Genomic DNA, 22,758 nt, shown 5'->3' on the forward strand with positions numbered 1-22,758 from the left:
GACAGGCAAAGCAAAGCTACACCGGCTCTAAATCCATCCACTCTATTGGCGGCAAAGCAGATCGAACGGATTGGGCAATATCAAAAAGGCCGTCTGAAGGCAGTTTACACCTTCAGACGGCCTGATTCCATAATAAGGGCTGAAGCCCAAATCAGACTGTGCGCTCCAACTCCACTGCCGCTGCCAAGAGCGACAAGCGCGCCATCACGCCGTAAACGTACAGGCGGTTGCAACCGCAATCAGGATCGGCTGACTTGGTTTGCGGCACGCCCAATTCCTGCCATTGCTCGAATACGCGGCGGCCGCATTCGTCGTTTTGGTCGCTTTCGGCCACGGGGATGGCATGGTTGAGCGGCACGAACGACATGCCGGTGGCGTTCAGGTTTTCGTCCGCGCCGCGCCCTTCGTGCACGCGGAAGAATCCGCCGACGACGAAGCGGTCCATCATATAAACCACAGGCTCGGATACCGCGCCGTGCAGGGTTTCGTAGGTGTAGATGCCTTCCTGCACGATGACTTCGCTCACTTCCAGGCCTTCTTTGATTTTTGCCATTTTGTTGCGGTTTTTGCGGTTCAGGCCGCGTACTTCGTCGGCCGATTTCACGCTCATCACGCCCATGCCGTAAGTGCCCGCATCGGCTTTGACAATGACGAAGGGTTGGTCGGTAATGCCTTTTTCATCGTATTTGGCCTGTATTTTCGCCAGCATCCGCTCCACCGCGTCGGCTAGAGCGTCTTCACCTTCGCGCTCTTGGAAATTCAGGCCGGAAATCTGTTCGAAATACGGGTTGATCTGCCATTCGTCCATGCCGACCAAAGCGGCAAATTCGGCGGCCACGTCGTTGTAGGCGGAAAAGTGGGCGGTTTTACGCCTTGTCGTCCAGCCGCCGTGCAGGGGTGGCAACACGGTTTGGCTGATGTCTTTGAGAATATCGGGTACACCCGCCGACAAGTCGTTGTTGAGCAGTATCAGGCAGGGCGAGAAGCCGTCAGCCAAATGTACGCGCCCGCGGGTGCGTTGCAGCGGTTCGAGTGTGGCCGTGTCGCCCAAGGCGGTTTCCAGTTCCACCGGTTCGGTGATTTCGGGGTTGATGCTGCCCAACCGTACTTCGAAACCCGCGTTGCGCAAGATATTGGACAGGGCATAAACGTTTTGCAGGTAGAAGGTGTTGCGGGTATGGTTTTCCGGCACGATCAACACCGATTTGGCCTGCGGGCAGGCACGCTCCACCGCGTCGAGCGCGGCATGGGAGGCCAATTGGATGAAATTCGGATTCAGGTTGTTGAAACCGCCGGGGAACAGATTCATGTCGATGGAAGCCATTTTGTAGCCCGCGTTGCGGATGTCCACCGAACCGTAAAACGGAGGCTTGTGCTCCTTCCATTTGCTGCGGAACCAAGCCTCTATTTTGGTTTGGTTCGATAAGATTTGCCGTTCGAATGCCTGCAACTGCGGCAGGTAGGCCGCGTTCATAACGGGTAGGGGCATAATATTCAATCCATACGAATCATTTGAAAGGGCGCATCATAAACCGTTTCAGACGGCCCGCACAAGCCTGCCGCTTATTTTATTAGACAAAAAGTCTAAAATAAAAATAAAAATCCAAAAGTTTTTACAAAACTCAAATTTTTTAGACATTATCCTTGCGCCGCCGCCTGGTTGAAGCTACCATCACACCTTCTTTCTTTTAATATCCACAATAAAAACATGAAACCGCAAACCCTCTACGACAAACTCTGGAACAGCCACATCGTCCGCGAAGAAGAAGACGGCACGGTGCTGCTGTATATCGACCGCCATCTGGTGCACGAAGTCACCAGCCCGCAGGCGTTTGAAGGCTTGAAAATGGCCGGCCGCAAGCTGTGGCGCATCGACAGCGTAGTCTCCACCGCCGACCACAACACCCCCACCGACCATTGGGACGAAGGCATCAAAGACCCGATTTCCAAGCTGCAAGTGGACACTTTGGACAAAAACATCAAAGAATTCGGCGCGTTGGCGTATTTCCCATTTAAAGACAAAGGCCAAGGCATCGTGCATGTGATGGGCCCCGAACAGGGCGCGACACTGCCCGGCATGACCGTCGTCTGCGGCGACTCGCACACCAGCACCCACGGCGCGTTTGGCGCGCTGGCGCACGGCATCGGCACCAGCGAAGTGGAACACACCATGGCCACCCAGTGCATCACCGCCAAAAAGTCCAAATCCATGCTGATTGAAGTTTCAGGCCGTCTGAAACCGGGTGTTACCGCCAAAGACATCGCGCTGTATATCATCGGCCAAATCGGCACGGCGGGCGGCACGGGCTATGCCATCGAATTCGGCGGCGAAGCCATCCGCAGCCTCTCCATGGAAGGCCGCATGACCTTGTGCAACATGGCGATTGAAGCGGGCGCGCGCAGCGGCTTGGTGGCCGTGGACGACACCACAATCAACTACATCCAAGGCCGCAAATTCGCCCCCAAAGGCGCGGATTGGGACAAAGCCGTGGCCTACTGGCGCACGCTGGTGTCCGATGACGGCGCAAAATTCGACAAAACGTACAGATTCCGCGCCGAAGACATCGAGCCGCAGGTAACATGGGGCACCTCGCCTGAAATGGTGCTGGGCGTGGACGGCAAAGTGCCGAACCCCGCCGACGAAGCCGATGCGGTGAAACGCGCGGGCATGGAACGCGCCTTGGAATACATGGGCTTGACTGCCGGCACGCCGCTGAACGAAATCCCCGTGGACGTGGTGTTCATCGGCTCGTGCACCAACAGCCGCATCGAAGATTTGCGCGAAGCCGCCGCCGTGGCCAAAGGCCGCAAAAAGGCCGACAACGTGAACCGCGTGCTGGTCGTGCCCGGCTCCGGCTTGGTGAAAGAGCAGGCGGAAAAAGAAGGCTTGGACAAAATCTTCACCGACGCGGGCTTCGAATGGCGCGAACCGGGCTGCTCCATGTGCCTGGCCATGAACGCCGACCGTCTCGCACCGCAAGAACGCTGCGCCTCCACCTCTAACCGCAATTTTGAAGGTCGGCAAGGCAACGGCGGCAGAACCCACCTCGTCAGCCCAGCGATGGCGGCGGCGGCGGCGGTGGCCGGGCGGTTTGTAGACGTGCGCGAGTTGTAAAATTTCTAACCACTTAAGGAAATTATAATGAAACCCAAACACCTTCTCACAGCCTGCTGCCTTATACTACCTTTGGTAACGCAAGCGGCGGCATTGCAATGCAAAAAATTCGAACCCGAAAGCAAAGAAGTTGAAGCAGAGCGCAATCAAAAAGGGAGTGGCAACGGGTTCAATAACGAATTGCTGGCTGCCAAACACGTTTGCCAATATCAAGGAACCATAAAAGATGCCTATGCAGCTTTCAGGGCAGACAAAAAAAACGGTTTGGGTGATTCAAAAGCGGGCTTCCCGCGCAACCTGCCACCCATCCCTAGTAAAAAAACCATCAAATACAGAGAAAGTGGGGAAGAAATTATTGAAACATGGTTATTTAAAAAAATCGGCGACGATATTTTGATAACGATTGATATTGGGGCAATGTATCCATCCTCAGAATCGGTCAAACTCATCCCGCATGGTTCGCGCGTTACGATTGAACACCGCTTTTATTCCCCATAAAGCAAAACAGGCTATGTTGTTCTAACCATCTCTTTCAATAATTAAGGATTCATGATGAAACGCTTAAAATTATGCCTATACGGCCTTTTAATGTTATCCGCCGGCGCATCAGCCGCAGGTAAAGCAGCCTTTGCACACCCTCCAAAAGAAAGCATAGAAACCGGCAGCGGCTTTAGTTACAAATACATCACTGAAAAAGTAAAACAATCCGGCAAAGCTGTAACATTCAATGTTCAGGAATTTTCAAACAAACGCGGAAAAAAAGCGGTGCAGTGGCAAAAGGACGGTAACTATACGGTCGTATGTTCTTACGAAAATCCAACCGTTTCAGACGGCCCGGAAGTCTACGATATGCGCGAACCGCTGACCAATGCCACTTACAACCAGGGTGAAACCTACCTACGCACCTGCCATTATAAACAGCGGGAAAAATTGAAACATGATCCTGATACGGTGTTGCGCAAACTCGGTTATGCCTACAGGGAATAGCTGTTATCAAAAGAATAGCGATATGTCCGGCATTAAACTGAAAAACGACATCATGGCCGACGGCTCGCGCCTGTTCCTGCAACTGCCGCAAACCTGCCCGCCCTCGCGCCTAATGTGGCGGATTATCCGTTTCGGCGGACTGCCCACCGCCTTTCGCCCCGATTTGGTTACAGATGAAACGTGGATGGATTTCCGCTACAAAGGCTGGAAATTCAGTATTCACAATCCATATGGCGAATATTGGTTCTTTGCCGAAAACAGCGAATGCCCCGAAGACATATTGCACCGCTTGGCAGAATATTTTCTCCGTCTGTCCGGCCAAAACAGCGGCGGTTGATACGGCGGCACCCGTTTTAGCTCCCAGAAACTCAGCTTCCTTCGGAAACTTCGTTTTAGCTTCGCAGAAACTCCGTTTTCAGACGGCCTGCAAACCAAAGTGCAGGCTGCTTTGTTGTTCGAAACACGTAAAAGCAGCCTGCATACGTTTCATAGGAACAAAACATAACCTACACCTCTGATAAAGACTTTGCCGATTTTTTGACTAATTTCGGCCAACCGTTTGCCGCTAAGGCCGCAAACGAGGCCGTGTTGCAAAAGTATCGCGGCATCCTACCCGACCGGCTATGACCTATCGGCGGCAATACGGTTTCTGCGGTTTTGCAGACGGTCTGTTTTGGATAACCAATCCCGATGACTACGAAGATATCCTGACCGACTGCTGCCCGCCAATCCCAACCTGTTTTCAGACGGCCTCCATCCCCTCGTACCGGCCACCTCATCCTCACAAAAAACCGGAACCGCCATGCTCCACCTCTACCAATCCAACCGCCTCGAAGACCTTGCCGAACTATTGTGGAAAATACAGGAAAGCAGCCCGCTGTCCGACCCGTTGCAGGAAGAGGAAATCCTGGTGCAAAGCCAAGGCATGCGCCGCTTTATCGAACACGCGCTGGCCAAAAGCGGCGGCATCGCGGCCAACCTCCGCTTTTCGCTGCCGGCCGGTTTCAACTGGCGGCTGATGCGCGAACTGCTGCCGGGCATTCCCGAACTCAGCCCGTTCAACACCGAAGTGATGCGCTGGCGGCTGTTGGAACTGTTTTTTTCAGACGGCCTTTCCGCCCCCGAATATTCCGCCGCGCGGCAGGCGTTGTCGGCCTACCTCTCCGGCGGCAGCGTCGCCGCCTACCAGCTCGCCGGACAGCTTGCCGATATTTTCGACCAATATCTGGTTTACCGCCCCGACTGGATCGATGCCTGGCAAAACGGCCGCCTGATCGGCCTGGGCGAAGACGAAATCTGGCAGGTCGAACTGTGGCGTTTCCTCGACGACGGCAGGCAAATCGCACCGCACCGCGTCGCTCTGTGGCACAAACTGCTCGACGCACTCTCCGCGCCCGGAGCCAAGCTGCCCGAGCGGTTGTTCGTATTCGGCATCGCCACACTCGCCCCCATGTACCTGCAACTGTTGCAGGCCGTTGCCCAGCACAGCGAAGTACACATCTTCGCCCTCAACCCGGCGGCCGAATACTGGGGCAACATCATCGAACCGGCGCAAATGCTGCAAAACCCCGACGACACCGATTTAAGCCAAACCGGCCACCCCCTGCTCGCCTCGCTGGGCAAACAGGGGCGGGACTTCTTCAACGCCCTGACCGAAAGCGAACTGCATACCGACCTGCAAGTGTACGCCGACGAACCGCTTTCAGACGGCCTCCTCCACCGCCTGCAGCACGACATCCAAACCCTCTCCCTGCCCGACGGCACGGCCGCACCCGACGACAGCATCCGCATCGTCTGCGCCCACAGCCCGCTGCGCGAACTGCAAATCCTCAAAGAACACCTGCTCGAACAGTTCGACCGCCATCCCGACCTGCAACCCCACGACATCGCCGTCCTCACACCCGACATCGAACCCTACGTCCCCTTTATCGAAGCCGTCTTCGGCGAACAAAGCGGACGGCCGCTGCCTTATTCCGTATCCGACGTCAAACTCAGCCACCGCCGTCCCCTGCTCCACGCGCTGGAACAAGTGCTGGAACTGTTCGACAGCCGCTTCGAAGCCGACAAAGTAACCGCCCTGCTCGACAGCGAACCCGTCCTCGCCCGTTTCGGACTGACCCGCGAAGACCTTCCCCTGTTGCACGACACCATCGCAAGCCTCAACATCCACTGGGGGCTGGACGCGGAAATGCGCGACGGCACAGACCCCCTGTTCACCTGGCAGCAAGGGCTCGACCGGCTCGCCCTCGGCTGGCTGCTGCCCGGCGGCGGCGGCCTGTGGCAAGGCATCAGCCCGTGGCACACCGACCCCGGCCACACCGCCGTCCTCAGCCGTTTCGCCGCCTTCATCCGCCGCCTCGCCCATTGGCGGCAGATATGGATGCAGCCCGAAAACATCGGCGGCTGGACGGAACGCGTCCGCAAGCTGGCCGGCGAACTCTTCACCCCCACCGAAGACGACGGCCAATCCCTACGGCAGCTCGAACAGGCACTCGCCCGCTGGCATCAGGAAGCCGAACTGGCCGGATTCGGCGGCAAACTGCCCTACTCCGTCATCAACCTCCACCTCGCCCACTTCCTCGGCAGCCAAAGCGAAACCGGCTTTTTGCGCGGCGGCATCACCTTCTGCAGCATGGTACCCATGCGCTCCCTGCCCTTCAAAACCATCTGCCTGCTCGGCCTCAACGACGGCCTGTTCCCCCGCAACACCCGCGCCGCCGCCTTCGACCTCATCGCCCGCCACCCGGAAAAAGGCGACCGCGCCCGCCGCGACGACGACCGCTACCTCTTCCTCGAATCCCTCATCAGCGCGCGCGAACACCTCTACCTCTCCTACGTCGGCCGCAGCATCCGCACCAACGAAGCCCTCGCCCCCTCCGCACTGCTGAACGAATTGGCCGACTGCATCGCCGACATGACCGGCAAAAGCACCGCCGAACTCTACGCAGGCCAAATCGAACAACACCCCCTGCAAGCCTTCTCCACCCGCTACTTCGACGGCGGCAGCCTGAGCAGCAGCCGCCAAGACTACGCCGACGCACTCAACAGGCCGTCTGAAAAACGCCCGCCCTTCTACACCAACCCATTAGAAAAAGGCGAACCGCCGTTGTCCGTCAGCCAAAACGAACTGACCGCCTTCTGGAAAAACCCGGTCAAACACTGGCTGCGGCACACACTCGACTGGCAGACCCCCTACCTCGAAGAAGCGGATAGCGCGGGCGAACCTTTCGCCCCGCCCAAAAGCCGCGAAATCTCCGCCGCCTACCTGCAGACCCGGCGCGAACACCGCGACTTCGCCGACACCGCCGCCGAACTGACCGCGCAATCCATGCTGCCCGCCGGCCAACTCGGCACACTCTGGCGCACCAACTTCGAAACCGCCGCCAAATCGCTGGAACAAGAAATCCTCGACAGCCCGAAACTGCCCGCCGCCCCCTACGAATACCTTTCAGACGGCCTCACCCTGCACGGCAGCCTGACCGCGCTGCACCTGCACGGCCAAATCCACTTCCTCGACCACCGGCCCAACGCCCCCGAAAAAATCGGCCTCTACCTGCAACACCTGATTTACAACACCGTCCGTCCCGCAGGCAGCGGCGACCTCTCCAGCCGCTGGGTGCTGCCCGATGAAATCCTCACCCTGCCCCCCGTACCCGCCGGCCAAGCCGCAGAAATCCTCAACGGCTGGCTGGCCTACTACCTCATCGGCCAAACCCGCCCGCTGCCCTTCTTCCCCAAAACCGGCCTCGCCGCCGCGCAAACCCTGCTGTCCGAAAGCAAAAAAAGCGAAGACGAAAAGCTGCAGGCCGCCCGAAAAGCCGCCGCAACCCACTACTTCGGCGGCAAAATGAACGTCGGCCAAGCCGACTACGCCGAAGTCGCCCTCGTCTTCGGCAACGACGAAACGCCGCCGATAGAAAGCGAACTGTTTTGGCTGCTCGTCGAAAACCTCCTGCTGCCCACCCTGTCCGCATTGCAAGAGGCCGTCTGAAAACCCGTTTTCCGGTTTTCAGACGGCCTCCTCCTGCAACAATGCAACCCTACACCTTCCCTATCGGCAAATACGGGCGGACTTCAGCCGCCTTTTCAGCACCTATCGGGGTTTATCGGCCGAAACCCGCCCAATCCAAGCATCCGTTCCTTTTTCCGCTTGTCAGGCCGTCTGAACGTTTCAGACGGCCTCTGTTGCAAACAGCGGCATTACGGTTGCCCGCCGTCGCGGATTACCGAGCTGTCCACCCGGCTGCGCCGCTCTGCGCCGCAATTCTGGTTGTGTACCAGGATACATTGATAACCGACGCAATAGGTGTGGTAATCCTCTACCTCGATATTATAAACCGTGGTGCGGTAGCGGCGGTAATGCCGTTGTCCATCCTCGCCCACATACAGCAGGTTCTCGTCATTCGGCATATCCATCAAATCCCATGTCGGACGATGCCGCGATTCTTCATTTAGCACCATATTATAATTTTCTCCCTGTTCCGACTGCTCCCAGCCGTAGGCCAGATTGGTCTGCTGTATCCAAGCCTGGTCGGTATCACGGTAGACATACAGCGGGCGATAATCCTCCACCACGTAATAATCGTTTTCAAAGCCCAGAACTACATCGCCGCGCTCAAGCTGGTCGGCGCGCTTCCACACCGGCTGTTCGTACAGCCCCATTTCATAAGGGGTTTTTTCAAAGGCCGACAGGGCGTCGTATTTCTCCCAGCCGTCCGGCCCATTGAACATATCACTGCTGTCGTAATCGCAGCCCTTCCAATAAGCGCCGAGCTTACCGAATTCCGGATGCTCAAGAATCAGGTTGGTAACGACGCCGTACACGCAAAACGGGTGGTTCGGAGTAGCGACCAGGGTTCCCGCCCCCCCCGTTCCTTTCGGGGAATCGGGAGAAATTCAACATCACCACTTCCTTGTCCTCATAACGGAAGGTGTTCACCACCCGCTTGGGCACGGCTTCACCGATGCCGTTTTCAGGGCGAGACATCACAAAATCGCCCACCTTCAGTTCGTCTATCGGCGTCCAGCCTTCTTCCGTTTCTACCAAGGTGCCCTTCATAAAGCAGCCCATGCTGGAGGATAGGGCGTTTTCTTTCGCCTGTTTGCCGTATGGCGGATTCAAGGAAGAAAGACTTCCGCCGTCCTGCCCGCGCAGGCGAGACAGGGCATTGGTTTGCCAAAGTTTATCGGTATCCCTGAAAATCCGGGGTTCGGCTTCCTGCCTGTGTGCGGATGGTGCTGTCGGGGTTGCCTGATTTGAAGCGGCTGTCGATTCGTGCATTGCGTCTCCCAAAGGTTGGAGGGTTGAGGTTTCTAAATTGTATAAATGCCTTGCTGTGCTTTACTGATCAGAAAGCCAATAATCCGTCCACATTCCGTTCGGTCGCGGCGGAGAGTTCGGGCAAACCGATGCCGCGCAAGCCGCAGACGATTTCAGCTATGCGGGATATGTCGGCAGGCGTGCTGCCTTCCGACATATACGGGCTGTCGGTTTCCAATACGATGTGTTCCAAAGGCAGTTCGGCGGCGGCGCGGCGGACTTTTTTTGCCTGCGGGTTCAGCAGCAGCGAGCCGATGCCGATTTTCAATCCGAGTTTGCAAAATGCCGCTGCCTCTTCCAAGCTGCCGGAAAAGGCATGGACGATGCCGCCGCAAGGATTCCGATATTGCTTCAACAACGCCAACAAATCCGCACTTGCACGGACATTGTGCAAAACGAACGGCCGGCGGTAATCGCCGGCCAGTTGCAGTTGGGCCGCAAGCAAACCGCGTTGCCGCTGCCGCTGTGCATCATCGGAAGCACGCAGATAATCCAATCCGATTTCGCCCACCCATGCTTGCGGATGTCCGGCAAGGTAATCGGCAAGGCTGTCCAAATCCTGCCGTTCGGCCGTTCCTCCAACCCACCAGGGATGGATGCCGAAAGCGGGGACGATGTTGTCTGCCGCCAAATCCGATACGGCCTTCCAGTCGCCACGGTTGGCGGACGGAACGATAAAGCGGCGCACACCTGCCCCATCGGCCTGCCGTATGACCTCTGCCGCCCGTACGGCCAGCAGAGGATCGGCAAGGTGGGTGTGGGTGTCGGTGAATACCGCCGGCTTGTCGGTTGTATCATTCATGACGGTCAGATGATGCTTTCAGACGGCCTTACCATTGATACAAAGCACCTGCACCAACACCGACGTGTCCGCCGGTATTAGCCGAGAAATTGCCTTTGATGATCCAGTTGCCGCCGTCACTCATGGCAGATACGCCGATGGCCATAGCGGATTGGCCGCCGTAATAACCGCTGCCGACGCCGATGCCGGTTGCTCCCGGGCGGGTAACCTGAGGAATCGAACCTTGGGCAATCGCTCCGGCCACACCTGAATAAGCTTTCTTACCGACTCGGTCAATGTTGTTTTGTAGGGCATTACCCAAACCGGCAAGTTGGTTTAGGTTAACGGCATCCGTACCTACTCTGCCGGGCGCAACGTTGGAAATGCGCCGCCCGCCGTTATTCAGGCCGTCCGGGCTGAGGCTGACGGCATTTTCCGGATCGTGGACAGTGGGCAGGGCAATGCTGATACCGCGGTCGTTCACGGTTGTCGCTCCTGCTTTTACGCTGCCGACAGTCAAATTGTCGGATGTGGCAACTTGATAAACAGATTGGCCGTTTGCACCTTGGCTTTCGGTAACGACTATGTTTTTACCTGCAACGACTTCTGTTTTCGCCGCCCTGGCCGCCTGATTGGCTGCATAAAGCTGGCCGCCGTTGACAGCATCGGTACTGCCTGCTGCCACCACGCCCGGGGCGACACGGGTGATTTTGTTGCCGCCTGCATCAATGCCACTTGCGCTTACATTGACGTTACCCGCCTTAAGTCCGTTTTGAGTCAGCGTAACGTTTCCACCAACGGCTACGCCGCTGTTGTTGAGGATGGTATCACCTGCTTTCACACTCTGTACGTTCAGATTTTTGTTCAGGCCGATTTGGATACCGTTTGCATCGGCTTTGGTGATGATGTTGCCATCGCCGTTTATGGCGACGGTATCACCCAATTTTTTGATACCTGTCGTAGTTGAGCCGTCGGCATTGAAGGTCAGGCCTTTTTTGTCCACGGTGTTTTTGGCTGCCACACCTTTGGCGACATCGGCTTTGGCCGCATCGGTTAAATCCACGGCGTAATCAGTAACACCGTCGGCATTTTTCGTACCTGCATTTACTTTAACCGCCCCACCGGCAGCTGCGCTCACAGTGGTTTTTTCAGCGTTTACAGTATATTCGGTGTTATTTCCACTCACTTTATTGCTGATGGTAACGTTCTTACCGGCCACAACGGTGGTGGTTTTCGCTCCGGCAGCAATTTGCTCACGCAATTGAGCAACATTGACCGCATCGGTGTCGTTTACGCCTTTGGCAACATTCTTAACAGTGTGGTTGCCCGCATTGATACCGTTTGTACCAACGCTCACATTACCTGCTTTCAGCCCGTCATTGCCAAGTGCCACAGCATTGCCGACTTTCACGCCGCCGTTATTGACCACGGTGTTGCCGGCGGTAAAACTGTCTGCGGTCAGTTTATCTGCAGTTGCCACTTTGTAAGTGGTGCTGCCATCGGCGTTGTTTACAGGCTTAACGACGATATTGGCATTGCCGCTTTCAACTTTGTTGCTTGCCGCAGCAGCCGCATCTTTAAGTTGAGCGAGGTTCACAGCATCTGTGTCCGCAGTCCCTTTAGCAACTTTGGTAATCTTGTTGCCGCCGTTGTTCAGGCCAGTTTTGGTCAACTCCACAGGGTTCGCACCATTGTTGATTTTCAGGCCGTCTGAATTCAAGGTGCTGTCACCGGCTTTGAATGTATCGGCTTTGGCCGTTTTAACCGTAATTTGGTCTTTCAATTTAACGTTGATACCACCCGAACCTGCCACGGTCTCAATATTTTTGTTGTCGCCTTTGATGTTTAAACTATCGCCTAATTTTTTGGTAACGGCTGAACCGCTGTCGGCAGCAAAGCCAATGCCTTTGGTATCGACGGCAGTTTTTGCCTCCACGCCTTTGGCAATCTCGGCTTTGGCGGCATCTGTCAGGTCAAGTTCGTAGTTGGTGGTTTTGGTTTGGTTGGCGTTTGCCGTTTGGGCTGACGCCACGGTCAGTTTGCCGCCGGTTTTGGCGCTGACGGTGGTTTTATCTGCATGAACGGTATAAGTGGTTTGGTTACCGGAAACGGTAGAAGCAACGTGGGTATTGTCGCCCGCTGCAACCACGCTGGTTTTTTCGCTGCCGGTAACCGCTTTATTGATGGCGTCAGCAACGCTTTTTGCGGTGGCAAATTCATCACCGTTTTTGTCAGCCGAAACCGTGCCGCCGTTTACGCTTAGATTGGCTTTATTGACATTAAATGCAATGTCGCCGTTTTTGTTTTCGGCGGTTGTGCCGGTGCCGTTAACAAAGTTTAGCGTCGAATTGGCTTGATTTAATGTTTTAGCGTTGGTGCCATTGACTTGTACGCCAATGTTTTGTAAGGCGCTGTCGGCTTTAGCCAAAGAAGTCTTGGTTTTGTCTGCCAAATCCAGTTTGTAGGTGGTTAGGTTGCTGGCGGTATCTTCTGCTGAAGTCAGTTTTAACCCATCAGCGCCGTTTTCCAATGTGACGGCGGCAGCTTTGGCGTTGACGGTATAAACCGCATGGCCGTCAGTCGGGTTATCGGTTTTGGTAACACTGGCAACGTTGGTACCGGCTTGAACCTCGGTTTTGGCGGCTTTAACTTGTTTAAAGCTTGCTGCGTCGGTATCGACTGCGCCATCGGCGATGTTGGTGATTTTGTTGCCGCCATTAGAAAGCCCGGCATTGGTTAGGGATACGGGATTAGTGCCGCTACCAATTTTTAGGCCGTCTGAAGTCAATACACTATTTCCAGTGGTTACGCTGGTAAAGCTTGGGGTTTGGCTAAAATCTAAAGTAACGGTATCGCCAGTTTTGCTGGCGGTTAAATTAGGGTTACTTGAAACCACCTTTTGTACTGCGCTATCGGCTTTGGCTAGGCTGGCTTTGGCTGCGGTTGATAAATCGGCGGTGTATGTGGTGGTTAACCCGTTGGTTGCTGCATTTACGGTAACATCCGAAGAGCCTTGTACCACCGATTTTTCAGCATTGACGGTGTATTCGGTGGCGCCGGTTGCTGCGTCGGTGGCGCTAGAAACGCTGGTGTTTGCGCCTTGTTTTACCACGGTTTTAGCGGCAGCAGCGGCTTTTTTAACGTCGCCAATATTAGCGGCGTTGCTGTCAGTGGTGCCGCCGCTTGCGACGTTGGTGATTGGTTTATTGCCTGCGCTGATGCCAGCTTTGGTGATGCTTGGACCGCCGGTGATGGCAACACCATCGTTATTTACAGTTGTGTTGCCAGTTTGCAGACTACCTGTAGCACCCAAATTAATGTTTTGTGCAAGTTTCAGGCGCAAGGTATTGCTGGATTTGTCAGCCACTACACCAATATTATTATCAGTAAGCGTACCGGTTGCACCGCCTTTAACGTTGAGCGTACTACCAAGTTTGCGTTCAACCGTTGTGCCGCTATCACCGTCAAATTTGAGCGGATTAGCTGCCTGAACAGCCACTTGATAAAGCTGGCTGCCATTAATGGCATCGGTAGAAGTAGCAGAAATCTCACCCGGCGCAACGTGTTTGATTTGACGCTCATAACCTACTCTACCCACAGAAACTTGAGAACCTTCAGTAATATGTGCTGTTCCTGCAAAACCACTGTAAGTAATATCATTAACTGTTGCAGTTGTTATAGCTGCCGCATTTGTACTTGTATTAGACCCTGCACCAATAGCAACTGATTTATCCTTGCTGGCTTCTGCACCCACACCAAACGCTGACGCACCCAGACCGGTCGCAGAGGTACCTGAACCAAAGGCGGTAGACAACACGCCTTCAGCATAGGCATTGACACCCACGGCAACAGCGGCATCAGCAGAAGTTGTGCCTTTAAATGGGTTTTTATATGCCTCTCCATTTGCCTTCATTTCCATACCGGTCAACTCTTGGAAGACTTGATGGACCTGTTTATTTCCTGCTGCCACAACTGGTTTAGTCCGTACGATATTCCAATCATCGCCGCCGATAGCAATGGATGAATCCCCTGTTGCACGGGTATTGTTACCGATAGAGGTTGATTGAGTACCCGAAGCAATGGCATCCGGACCAATGGCGACTGCTTGAGTTGCACCTGTTGCCTGAGCCGCCCAACCAATGGCAAGACTTTGTTTTGTGGTTGCTTGCGCCAAGTTAGTACCTCCGGACCTACCGATAGCGATAGAATCTTCTCCTGTTGCTCGTGTACCAGTACCGATAGCAATCGCATGGTTTGCCGTTGCCTGAGATTCTGTGCCCACAGCAATTGCATTGTTACCGCGCGCTGTTAAGTTACTACCCACACCGATGGCACCATTCCCGTTAACACCTTGATTCGCCATTCTGCCCGAATCATTATTACCAATAGCAATAGCACCTATTCCATCAACGGTTGTATCTGTACCAATCCCTATCGCCTTTTGTCCAGTTGCCTGAAGATTAACACCAATAGCAATGGAATTATTACTATTCGCAACAGTTGTATGAGTTGAATTTGGACCGATTGCTAAAGCACCATTGTTTTTAGCTTGAGTATTATGGCCAATAGAGAGCGCACCCGTTCCATGCGCCGAAGTCGTTCCTGTACCGATAGCAAATACAGCCCCACCTGTTGCAGACTTTTCAGGAATCATTGCCCAAGCACTTTCCACACCTAAAGATAGTGCTAATGCAGTAAGGATGAATTGTTTTTTCAGACGGCCTTTTCCGGCTTCAGAAATACTGTTGTTTTGCTCTGAAGATGCTTTCGTTTTTCCTTTGGCCAATTCGGAAACGACGGTGTAAGAACCAATATTGTGATTCCAAACAATTTTAAAGATTTTATTCATTTTTCTCTTTCCAATCAGATAGATATTTTGATAATCCGGCGCAATGTGCTTTTAATAACGGCGGACTCTGTATAACAACGACGACCTGCAAGAGGCTGCGGGCGGCAGATTTGGGCTATTATGACGAACGGAAATTATTGTATTGAATCCGTTACCTATACCCGAAAAGGGTAGAATTGTAGTGCATATCGGCGTACAGTCAAACCTTTTATATCGGTCTTTAGTCTGATTACAAACGGTATATAAATCCTATCTATTGCAGGATGGAGGCCGTCTGAAAAGCATTTTGGCGGCAGTTTTGGGCATTTGGACAGCTTTCAGACGGCCTGTTAGAATCGCCGGGAAATATATATTGTCGGAAGGACGCTGCGATGCAGTATGTGGTATTTGTCGTATCCGTGGTTATCGGCGGATGGATGGGTTATCCCGTGTCCGGTTTCATCATCGGCCTTGCGCTGTGGTATGGCATTATCAAAATCCAAGGTAAGCCGTCGGCGGAAAACGAACAGCTGAAGGCCGAGATAGCCGATCTGCAAAGACGGGTGCATGCGCTGGAATTGCAGCTGTCGGAGCCGTCTGAAAATGTTTTGCCAACCGTGCAGGAAGAGGAGTCCCATGCTTCAGCCATACCCGATGCCATGCCGATTCCGTCTGCGGCCGAACCGGCCTTGGAAGCGGCGGCGGCCGTTTCCCCGATATACGCGGCAAACGAAACCGAAAAACCGCAGGCCGCTCGCGTCAGCCGTTTGCAGCAGATGCGTTTGCAGGCCGAAGGGGCAGCAGTGGAAACGGTAGCGGAAGGCAGGCCGTCTGAAAACGATCCGGCAGATTTTCAGACGGCTTCTTCTTTTGAAACCGGACAATGGCAGACTGCTTCCCGGCCTACCCGTTATGTCCAAAGGCCGTCTGAAGGAGATGCAGCCAATGAAGGCCGTTCGCTGCTCGCACGCCTGATCGGTGGAAACCTGTTGTTAAAAACAGGCATCGTGGTGCTGTTCCTCGGCTTGGCCTTTTTGCTGCGTTATGCTTCCGAACGCGTCCATATCCCAATCGGACTGCGTTATCTGTCGGTGGCGGGCGGCGGTTTGGCCGCTGTGGTTGCGGGTTGGAAGCTGCAAAGCCGGCGGCGCGAATACGGCCTGATTCTGCAGGGTTTCGGCGTGGCGGTGATGTATCTGACCTCGCTGGCGGCTTTGAAGCTGCACCCCCTGCTGCCCGCGCCCGCAGTGTTTGCCGCGATGGTGGTACTGGTGGCGGCGATGGCCATGATGGCGGTGCGGCAGGATGCCCAAATAATGGCTCAGGCCGCGGTCATCGGCGGGATGGCCGCACCAATTTTGGTGTCCGACGGCAGCGGCAATTATCTGGTGCTGTTCTCCTATCTCGCACTGCTCAATACCGGTATTGCGGCGATTGCCCGGTTTAAGGCCTGGCGGCCGCTGAACCTGACCGGTTTTGTCTGTACGTTCTGTATCGCCCTGTTTTGGGGCCTCAAGTCGTATACGCCGGCACATTTCTCCACGACCGAGCCGTTTTTGATTTACCACTGGCTGCTTTATACATTGATTGCCTGCTTATTCGCCCGCCGCCGGTTGTCGGAGGGCGGGGGCGATGCGCTGCCGCCGTTGGCGGACAATGCGCCGCTGGGGGACATTATCGGCCATATCGCCAAACACGGAATCCGCGTGCACATACTCGACCACACCTTGCTGTTCGGCACAATGGCCGCCGCTTTCGCTTTACAGTGCGGCCTCACCGCGCACCTGACGCACGGTTCGGGCTGGTCTGCCGTATTGTTTGCCGCCGTTTACGGCGCGGCCGCGCTGATGCTGCGCGGCAGTTCGGGGTTGGCGGTGTTGCGGCAGGCGTTCGCCGCCTGCGCTTTGTTGTTTGCCACGGCGGCCGTACCGCTGTTTTTCAATCGCGGCGACACGGTTTCATTGTGGTCGCTGGAAGCGGTGCTGCTGTACTTTTTCGGCCTGCGCGGACGGCTGCCGCACCTGCGTTTCGCCGCTTTGTCGGTTTATTTGTCGGCGGCGGTGTGTCAGTTGGGCGGTTACAGCCCGGCTGCCGATACGCTTTTGTCCGGCTCTTGGGCGGACACTTTGTTCGCGGCGGCAGGCGGCGGCCTGCTTTATGCCTGTTGGCAAAAATGGCGTTGCGAAGGTTCTGCCGCGTGGGAACGCGGTTTTCAGACGGCCTCTTTGGCTTTCGCCGTACTTTATGCTTCGCTGCTGCCGATGCTGCTGTTGACAAAAAATGGAAACTTGTCGGTTGCCTACTCCGCTTTAGCCTTACTGTGGGCGGCGTGCCAATACCGAAAAAGGCAGCCGGTATTTACTGCCGCCGCGCTGTTGTGCGGCCTGACCTTGATTTTCTTCAGCATCAATATGTCGGACGGTTGGCCCAATAAGACAGCTGCATGGCTGTTGCAGGCCGTTTTACTGTTTACCGCCTCTTTTGCCGCCGGCCGTCCGAAATGGCAGAACGGAAACAAGACTTCCGTACCGGCATTGTGTGCAGGCAGCCTGTTGTTTACCATTTCCCTGCTGCCCGCCCATACCGGTTGGCAGGAGGTATTGCGGCCGCTGGAGGCTTACGGTACGAGTACCGTATGGCTGTTGTCGGCCGTATGGCTGCTGCCGTTTGCCCTTGCCTGCTCGCGCTTAAACTGGCGGCCGCCTCTCTTTATCCTGCTTTTCTTCAGCCTCCTGACCTTCACCGGCTATCCCGGCGCGGCCGCTTACAGCGAAACGCCGCTCTATGCCGCATTCTGTCTGGCTGCGGCAACGGCCGTCCATTGGTATCTGCTGAAAGTACAGCCGTTGGAACAATCTGCCGCCGACTGGTTGCACGGCATTTCCCTGCTGCTCTTCGCCGCCGCTTGGACACATTTTTCCGGCACGGTCGGCGCGCTTTGGCTCGACGGCGTGTGGCTGCAGGTGGTATGGCTGACCGTGCCTTTAGCATTTTGGCTGCTGCTGGCCGCACCGAAACAGCCCGCCCTTTTCAGACGGCATCCTGCCGCCTATCTGAAATTCGGCGGCATCATGTGCGCGCTGTTCGCGGCCGGATGGCTGCTGTGGGTCAATATTTCCGCGCCGCACCGCCCTGCCCCGCTGCCCTACCTGCCGCTGCTCAACCCATTGGAACTGGCTTCCGTCGGACTGCTGTGGCTGGGCTGGCGCGGGTTCGAACGCATCGCCGTATCAGACGGCTGGAGCGGGACGGCAAAACGCCAATATGCCGCGCTTTTGAACGGACTGGCCTTTATCGTATTGAGCGCGGGCGTGATGCGCCTGTGGCATTTCTTCGACGGCATCCGCTGGCGGCTGGATTACCTTTTGGCCTCTTTCAGCCTGCAGGCCAGCCTGTCCGTGGTATGGGCGGTAACGGCCATCGTGCTGATGGTGGGCGGCAACCGCAGCGGCAGACGCAGACGCTGGCTGACAGGTGCCACACTGATGGCGGTGGTGGTCGTCAAACTGTTTTTGGTCGAATTGGGCAACAGCGGCGGCATCGCCCGCATCGTATCGTTCATCGCCGTCGGCCTGTTGCTGCTTTTGGTGGGCTGGTTTGCCCCCGTTCCGCCTAAAGAAAATATTTTGGAAGAGACTAAAAAATGACCGACGCTATTCAACCGCCTACCCGCCAAACCCTATCAATCACCGCCATTCCCGCTTTGGGCGACAACTACATCTGGCTGCTTTCAGACGGCCTCCAAGCCGTCTGCATCGATCCGGGCGATGCCGAACCCGTGCTCGATTACCTCGGACAAACCAAAACGGAACTGACGCAAATCTGGATTACCCACCACCACCACGACCACACCGGCGGCATCGCCGGCCTGAAAAGCCGTTTTCCCGACTGCGAGATCTACGGCAACCGCGACATTGCCGCCGCCACACACCCTATCTCGGAAGGCGCGCATCTCAACTTCGGCGGCTGCCGTGCAGAAGTTTGGCAAGTGCCGGGACACACCGACACCCATCTGGCCTATCTGTTCGAATACGGCGGCAGGCTGCATGTTTTCTGCGGCGACACCTTGTTCAGCGCAGGCTGCGGCCGCGTGTTTACCGGAACGGCAGCCGATCTGGCCGCCTCGTTCGACCGCTTCAAAGCCCTGCCCGACGACACCCTGTTCTACCCCGCACACGAATACACAGCGGCGAATCTGGCCTTTGCCGCCCACATCGAACCGGACAATCCGGCCATCCGCGCGGCAGCCGAAGCGGCACGCCGAACGCCCACGCTGCCGGTGAGCCTGGCTCACGAAAAAGCGGTCAATCCGTTCCTGCGTACCGACAATCCGGCCGTCCGCCGCCGCAGCGCCGAACTGGCCGGACGCGCGGTTTCCGGCAGCCAAGAAACCTTTGCCGTATTGCGCGAATTGAAAAACAACTTCTAACCGCAAATAACAAAAGGCCGTCTGAAAACCGCCAGGTTGGTTTTTCAGACGGCCTTTATGTGTCAAAACCTGTTAAAATCCGCCGTTTTACTTTTCACGCGTTTCAGGCCGTCTGAAAACGCCAAATCGACACGAGAACCCCATGTCCCAAGAAATCCTCGACCAAGTGCGCCGCCGCCGCACATTTGCCATCATCTCCCACCCCGACGCGGGTAAAACCACGCTGACTGAAAAACTCTTGCTGTTTTCAGGCGCGATTCAGAGCGCGGGTACGGTAAAAGGCAAGAAAACCGGCAAATTCGCCACCTCCGACTGGATGGAAATCGAGAAGCAGCGCGGCATTTCCGTGGCATCAAGCGTGATGCAGTTCGACTACAAAGACCACACCGTCAACCTCTTGGACACGCCGGGACACCAAGACTTCTCCGAAGACACCTACCGCGTTTTAACCGCCGTGGACAGCGCGTTGATGGTCATCGACGCGGCAAAAGGCGTGGAAGCGCAAACCATCAAACTCTTGAACGTCTGCCGCCTGCGCAATACGCCGATTGTCACGTTCATGAACAAATACGACCGCGAAGTGCGCGATTCTTTGGAATTGCTGGACGAAGTGGAAAACATCCTGCAAATCCGCTGCGCGCCCGTTACTTGGCCGATCGGCATGGGCAAAAATTTCAAAGGCGTGTACCACATCCTGAACGACGAAATCTATCTCTTTGAAGCCGGCGGCGAACGCCTGCCGCACGAGTTCGACATCATCAAAGGCATCAACAATCCTGAATTGGAACAACGCTTTCCATTGGAAATCCAACAGTTGCGCGACGAAATCGAATTGGTGCAGGCCGCTTCCAACGAATTTAATCTCGACGAATTCCTCGCCGGCGAACTCACGCCCGTGTTCTTCGGCTCGGCGATTAACAACTTCGGTATTCAGGAAATCCTCAATTCATTGATTGACTGGGCGCCCGCGCCGAAACCGCGCGACGCGACCGTGCGCATGGTCGAGCCGGACGAGCCGAAATTTTCCGGATTTATCTTTAAAATCCAAGCCAATATGGACCCGAAACACCGCGACCGCATCGCCTTCTTGCGCGTCTGCTCCGGCAAATTCGAGCGCGGCATGAAGATGAAACACCTGCGCATCAACCGCGAAATCGCCGCCTCCAGCGTGGTTACATTCATGTCGCACGACCGCGAGCTGGTGGAAGAAGCCTACGCAGGCGACATCATCGGCATCCCGAACCACGGCAACATCCAAATCGGCGACAGCTTCTCCGAAGGCGAACAACTGGCGTTCACCGGCATCCCCTTCTTCGCACCCGAACTGTTCCGCAGCGTCCGCATCAAAAACCCGCTGAAAATCAAGCAACTGCAAAAAGGTTTGCAACAACTTGGCGAAGAAGGCGCGGTGCAGGTCTTCAAACCGATGAGCGGCGCGGATTTGATTTTGGGCGCGGTCGGCGTGTTGCAGTTTGAAGTCGTTACCTCGCGCCTCGCCAACGAATACGGCGTAGAAGCCGTGTTCGACAACGCATCCATCTGGTCGGCGCGCTGGGTATCGTGCGAAGACAAGAAAAAACTGGCGGAGTTTGAGAGAGCCAACGCGGGCAACCTGGCGATAGACGCAGGCGGCAACCTCGCCTACCTCGCTCCCAACCGCGTGAATTTGGGACTCACGCAAGAACGCTGGCCGGACATCGTGTTCCACGAAACGCGCGAGCATTCGGTGAAACTGTAAAATCCAAAGGCCGTCTGAAAACGAATAAATTCAGACGGCTCGTTTTAAAAACAGGCGACACAAACAGACTGTTTGCCGCCATTGCAGCCAAGAACGGAGAAATATGAAAAAACTGATGATTGCAGCCGCATTGATGCTGAATGTGGAATTTGCCGCCGCCGCCCCGAAAGCCACTAAATTACCTGCCGCCGTAATGAAAGAAATCAACGCAGACGCACAAATTTGCCGCGAAAGCGGTGGACGCTATTCCTACCGCAATGCCGTGCAGACTGCCGATTTAAACGGCGACACTTACCCCGATTATATTTACGATGCCGGCAAAGCCTCATGCGTAGGCGGCATGGACTTAGGCGGATCGGGAGGTTGGCCGGTAACGGTATTTGCAGGACAGCCGAACGGAACGGCCAAAGGAGTGTTTGTTGAGGCTGCAGTCGGTGCGGGAATCATTGGCGACAGGCTGTATTTAGGGGTGCGCGGCAGTTTATGCGGGCAAAACACGCGCAATAAGGTCAATGCCGAATACGAAAACTGTCTGCGACCGCTGCAATGGAATGCACGCAAGAACGTGTTTGAGTTTGCGCCTGTCTCGCAGAAAAAGCCGTTCCCAAAAAGCTGGGCAAGGTAGTGGACAAATAAATCGGAAGGCCGTCTGAAACCCATTATCCAGCTTTCAAGGCCGCCGCTGCGTCTTCAATGCCGTCAAACACCTTCAGCTTCGCTTCCGCCGCCCCTTTGGCTTCGCGGTGCTGCTTGGCTTCGGCATTCAGGCCGCTGATTTTCTGCATGGCGGCAGGCACGTCAAAAGGGATTTCCTTCCCGTCGTCATGCACATACACCGGCTTACCGTCGGATACCGCCACATGGCCGTTTTCATCCAATTTCATCTTTCACACTCCAATAAAACACGGCATCCGCCGCAAACACCCCGAATATCCATACGGCGGGCAACAAAAAACCGTTTTAACTTCCTGCTATTCAAGGAAATTAAAACGGCCGCAAACCCCAAAAGGGATAAAAAAAACCACCCCGTTGTTTGGAGTGGTTTTATTGGTTAAGCACTGCGTTTTGCCATTATATCGGCGATAATTTTACGGGCCTGAATGACCGACTGTTTCAAGTCTTCGCGCAATGATTGTATCTCGGACGGCGTCAACGCCTGAACGGGTGATCTGTTTGTTGATGTACCGTGCTTCCGATTCTGTGAGTTTTGAGAAGTCATAGCCGAATTGCTCCTGCCACCACACTTCAAAGTCCCTGCCAAGGGATTTGCGCAGCTGGCCTAAAGTAGGTTTAGTAATGGCCAGTCTAGCAGAATGCGGCTTACCCATCAAGGCAGTTACACCCACCGCAATACCGCCGGAACTTTCGATATATCCCCGCAAATCGGCAATGGTTCCGCCTTGGATGAGTGCACATTTCGGAGAAAGTTTCGATTAAGTCTTACAGCCTGAGACCTTTGCAAAATTCCTTCTCCCTCCCAACAGCCGAAACCTAAATAAAGATTTTCGGCTGTTTTTGTTTCAAATATCCACTGATTCTACTCAAATACCCCCCCTTAAT

15 protein-coding genes and 1 pseudogene are annotated in these 22,758 nt (G+C 55.3%); 10 read left to right on the forward strand and 6 right to left on the reverse strand.

From position 1 onward, the window contains the following. Positions 1-151 precede the first annotated feature (151 nt). Positions 152-1,489 carry a glutamate--cysteine ligase gene (gene gshA / locus BM261_RS01545; RefSeq protein WP_074894476.1) on the reverse strand — a complete coding sequence of 446 codons (1,338 nt, stop codon included), beginning with the start codon at positions 1,487-1,489 and terminating at the stop codon, positions 152-154. 219 nt (positions 1,490-1,708) lie between these two features. Here gshA and leuC point away from each other — a divergent pair, with 219 nt between their 5' ends. From leuC to recC, 6 genes and pseudogenes are all read left to right on the forward strand, one after another. Next, entirely contained in the window at positions 1,709-3,115 is a 1,407-nt protein-coding gene (gene leuC / locus BM261_RS01550) for a 3-isopropylmalate dehydratase large subunit (RefSeq protein WP_074894479.1), read from the forward strand. A gap of 27 nt (positions 3,116-3,142) precedes the next feature. Beyond that, a complete protein-coding gene (locus BM261_RS01555; protein ID WP_074894481.1) occupies positions 3,143-3,613 on the forward strand; it encodes a hypothetical protein in 471 nt (156 codons plus the stop codon). A gap of 54 nt (positions 3,614-3,667) precedes the next feature. After that, the gene (locus BM261_RS01560; RefSeq protein WP_074894483.1) at positions 3,668-4,102 is read left to right on the forward strand and encodes a hypothetical protein; all 435 of its coding nucleotides are present in this window, start codon (positions 3,668-3,670) and stop codon (positions 4,100-4,102) included. Positions 4,103-4,124: 22 nt separating this feature from the next. Next, entirely contained in the window at positions 4,125-4,439 is a 315-nt protein-coding gene (locus BM261_RS01565) for a hypothetical protein (protein WP_074894484.1), read from the forward strand. Between the two features lie 286 nt (positions 4,440-4,725). Then, a pseudogene (locus BM261_RS12970) lies at positions 4,726-4,803 on the forward strand (GAD-like domain-containing protein); the annotation flags it as partial. Positions 4,804-4,904: 101 nt separating this feature from the next. Then, the gene (recC, locus tag BM261_RS01575) at positions 4,905-8,093 is read left to right on the forward strand and encodes an exodeoxyribonuclease V subunit gamma (RefSeq protein ID WP_074894488.1); all 3,189 of its coding nucleotides are present in this window, start codon (positions 4,905-4,907) and stop codon (positions 8,091-8,093) included. A 209-nt stretch (positions 8,094-8,302) separates the two neighbouring features. On the opposite strand, the gene BM261_RS12820 is transcribed toward recC, so the two are convergent. From BM261_RS12820 to BM261_RS01590, 4 genes are all read right to left on the reverse strand, one after another. Continuing rightward, positions 8,303-8,833 carry a hypothetical protein gene (locus BM261_RS12820; RefSeq protein ID WP_240317906.1) on the reverse strand — a complete coding sequence of 177 codons (531 nt, stop codon included), beginning with the start codon at positions 8,831-8,833 and terminating at the stop codon, positions 8,303-8,305. 61 nt (positions 8,834-8,894) lie between these two features. After that, positions 8,895-9,383: a Hint domain-containing protein gene (locus BM261_RS12825; RefSeq protein WP_240317907.1), complete on the reverse strand. Its 489-nt coding sequence runs from the start codon at positions 9,381-9,383 to the stop codon at positions 8,895-8,897. Between the two features lie 67 nt (positions 9,384-9,450). Further along, a complete protein-coding gene (locus tag BM261_RS01585) occupies positions 9,451-10,224 on the reverse strand; it encodes a TatD family hydrolase (RefSeq protein WP_074894490.1) in 774 nt (257 codons plus the stop codon). 28 nt (positions 10,225-10,252) lie between these two features. Further along, positions 10,253-15,052, reverse strand: coding sequence for a YadA-like family protein (locus BM261_RS01590; protein ID WP_074894492.1), 4,800 nt, complete (start codon positions 15,050-15,052; stop codon positions 10,253-10,255). Between the two features lie 371 nt (positions 15,053-15,423). Between BM261_RS01590 and BM261_RS01595 the strand changes: the two genes are divergently transcribed. The 4 genes from BM261_RS01595 (at position 15,424) to BM261_RS01610 (ending at position 21,823) form a co-directional block, all read left to right on the forward strand. Beyond that, positions 15,424-18,678: a DUF2339 domain-containing protein gene (locus BM261_RS01595; protein WP_074894494.1), complete on the forward strand. Its 3,255-nt coding sequence runs from the start codon at positions 15,424-15,426 to the stop codon at positions 18,676-18,678. Then, positions 18,675-19,460, forward strand: a complete 786-nt coding sequence (gloB, locus tag BM261_RS01600; protein WP_074894496.1) for a hydroxyacylglutathione hydrolase — start codon at positions 18,675-18,677, stop codon at positions 19,458-19,460. The genes BM261_RS01595 and gloB overlap by 4 nt, the downstream gene beginning before the upstream one ends. Before the next feature lie 142 nt (positions 19,461-19,602). After that, positions 19,603-21,198, forward strand: coding sequence for a peptide chain release factor 3 (locus BM261_RS01605; RefSeq protein WP_074894498.1), 1,596 nt, complete (start codon positions 19,603-19,605; stop codon positions 21,196-21,198). Between the two features lie 103 nt (positions 21,199-21,301). Next, positions 21,302-21,823 carry a hypothetical protein gene (locus tag BM261_RS01610; RefSeq protein WP_074894500.1) on the forward strand — a complete coding sequence of 174 codons (522 nt, stop codon included), beginning with the start codon at positions 21,302-21,304 and terminating at the stop codon, positions 21,821-21,823. A 34-nt stretch (positions 21,824-21,857) separates the two neighbouring features. Here BM261_RS01610 and BM261_RS01615 read toward each other — a convergent pair whose 3' ends face one another. Continuing rightward, positions 21,858-22,082 carry a hypothetical protein gene (locus BM261_RS01615; protein WP_205277213.1) on the reverse strand — a complete coding sequence of 75 codons (225 nt, stop codon included), beginning with the start codon at positions 22,080-22,082 and terminating at the stop codon, positions 21,858-21,860. Between the last annotated feature and the right edge of the window lie 676 nt (positions 22,083-22,758).

It is taken from the genome of Neisseria elongata subsp. elongata, assembly GCF_900113545.1.
Lineage (GTDB): Bacteria > Pseudomonadota > Gammaproteobacteria > Burkholderiales > Neisseriaceae > Neisseria > Neisseria elongata.

Excerpts from the sequence above, each read along its gene's own strand:
- gshA (WP_074894476.1), bottom strand. The coding sequence starts at position 1,489 with ATGCCCCTACCCGTTATGAACGCGGCCTACCTGCCGCAGTTGCAGGCA.
- leuC (WP_074894479.1), top strand. The coding sequence starts at position 1,709 with ATGAAACCGCAAACCCTCTACGACAAACTCTGGAACAGCCACATCGTC.
- BM261_RS01555 (WP_074894481.1), top strand. The coding sequence starts at position 3,143 with ATGAAACCCAAACACCTTCTCACAGCCTGCTGCCTTATACTACCTTTG.
- BM261_RS01560 (WP_074894483.1), top strand. The coding sequence starts at position 3,668 with ATGAAACGCTTAAAATTATGCCTATACGGCCTTTTAATGTTATCCGCC.
- BM261_RS01565 (WP_074894484.1), top strand. The coding sequence starts at position 4,125 with ATGTCCGGCATTAAACTGAAAAACGACATCATGGCCGACGGCTCGCGC.
- recC (WP_074894488.1), top strand. The coding sequence starts at position 4,905 with ATGCTCCACCTCTACCAATCCAACCGCCTCGAAGACCTTGCCGAACTA.
- BM261_RS12820 (WP_240317906.1), bottom strand. The coding sequence starts at position 8,833 with ATGTTCAATGGGCCGGACGGCTGGGAGAAATACGACGCCCTGTCGGCC.
- BM261_RS12825 (WP_240317907.1), bottom strand. The coding sequence starts at position 9,383 with ATGCACGAATCGACAGCCGCTTCAAATCAGGCAACCCCGACAGCACCA.
- BM261_RS01585 (WP_074894490.1), bottom strand. The coding sequence starts at position 10,224 with ATGAATGATACAACCGACAAGCCGGCGGTATTCACCGACACCCACACC.
- BM261_RS01590 (WP_074894492.1), bottom strand. The coding sequence starts at position 15,052 with ATGAATAAAATCTTTAAAATTGTTTGGAATCACAATATTGGTTCTTAC.
- BM261_RS01595 (WP_074894494.1), top strand. The coding sequence starts at position 15,424 with ATGCAGTATGTGGTATTTGTCGTATCCGTGGTTATCGGCGGATGGATG.
- gloB (WP_074894496.1), top strand. The coding sequence starts at position 18,675 with ATGACCGACGCTATTCAACCGCCTACCCGCCAAACCCTATCAATCACC.
- BM261_RS01605 (WP_074894498.1), top strand. The coding sequence starts at position 19,603 with ATGTCCCAAGAAATCCTCGACCAAGTGCGCCGCCGCCGCACATTTGCC.
- BM261_RS01610 (WP_074894500.1), top strand. The coding sequence starts at position 21,302 with ATGAAAAAACTGATGATTGCAGCCGCATTGATGCTGAATGTGGAATTT.
- BM261_RS01615 (WP_205277213.1), bottom strand. The coding sequence starts at position 22,082 with ATGAAATTGGATGAAAACGGCCATGTGGCGGTATCCGACGGTAAGCCG.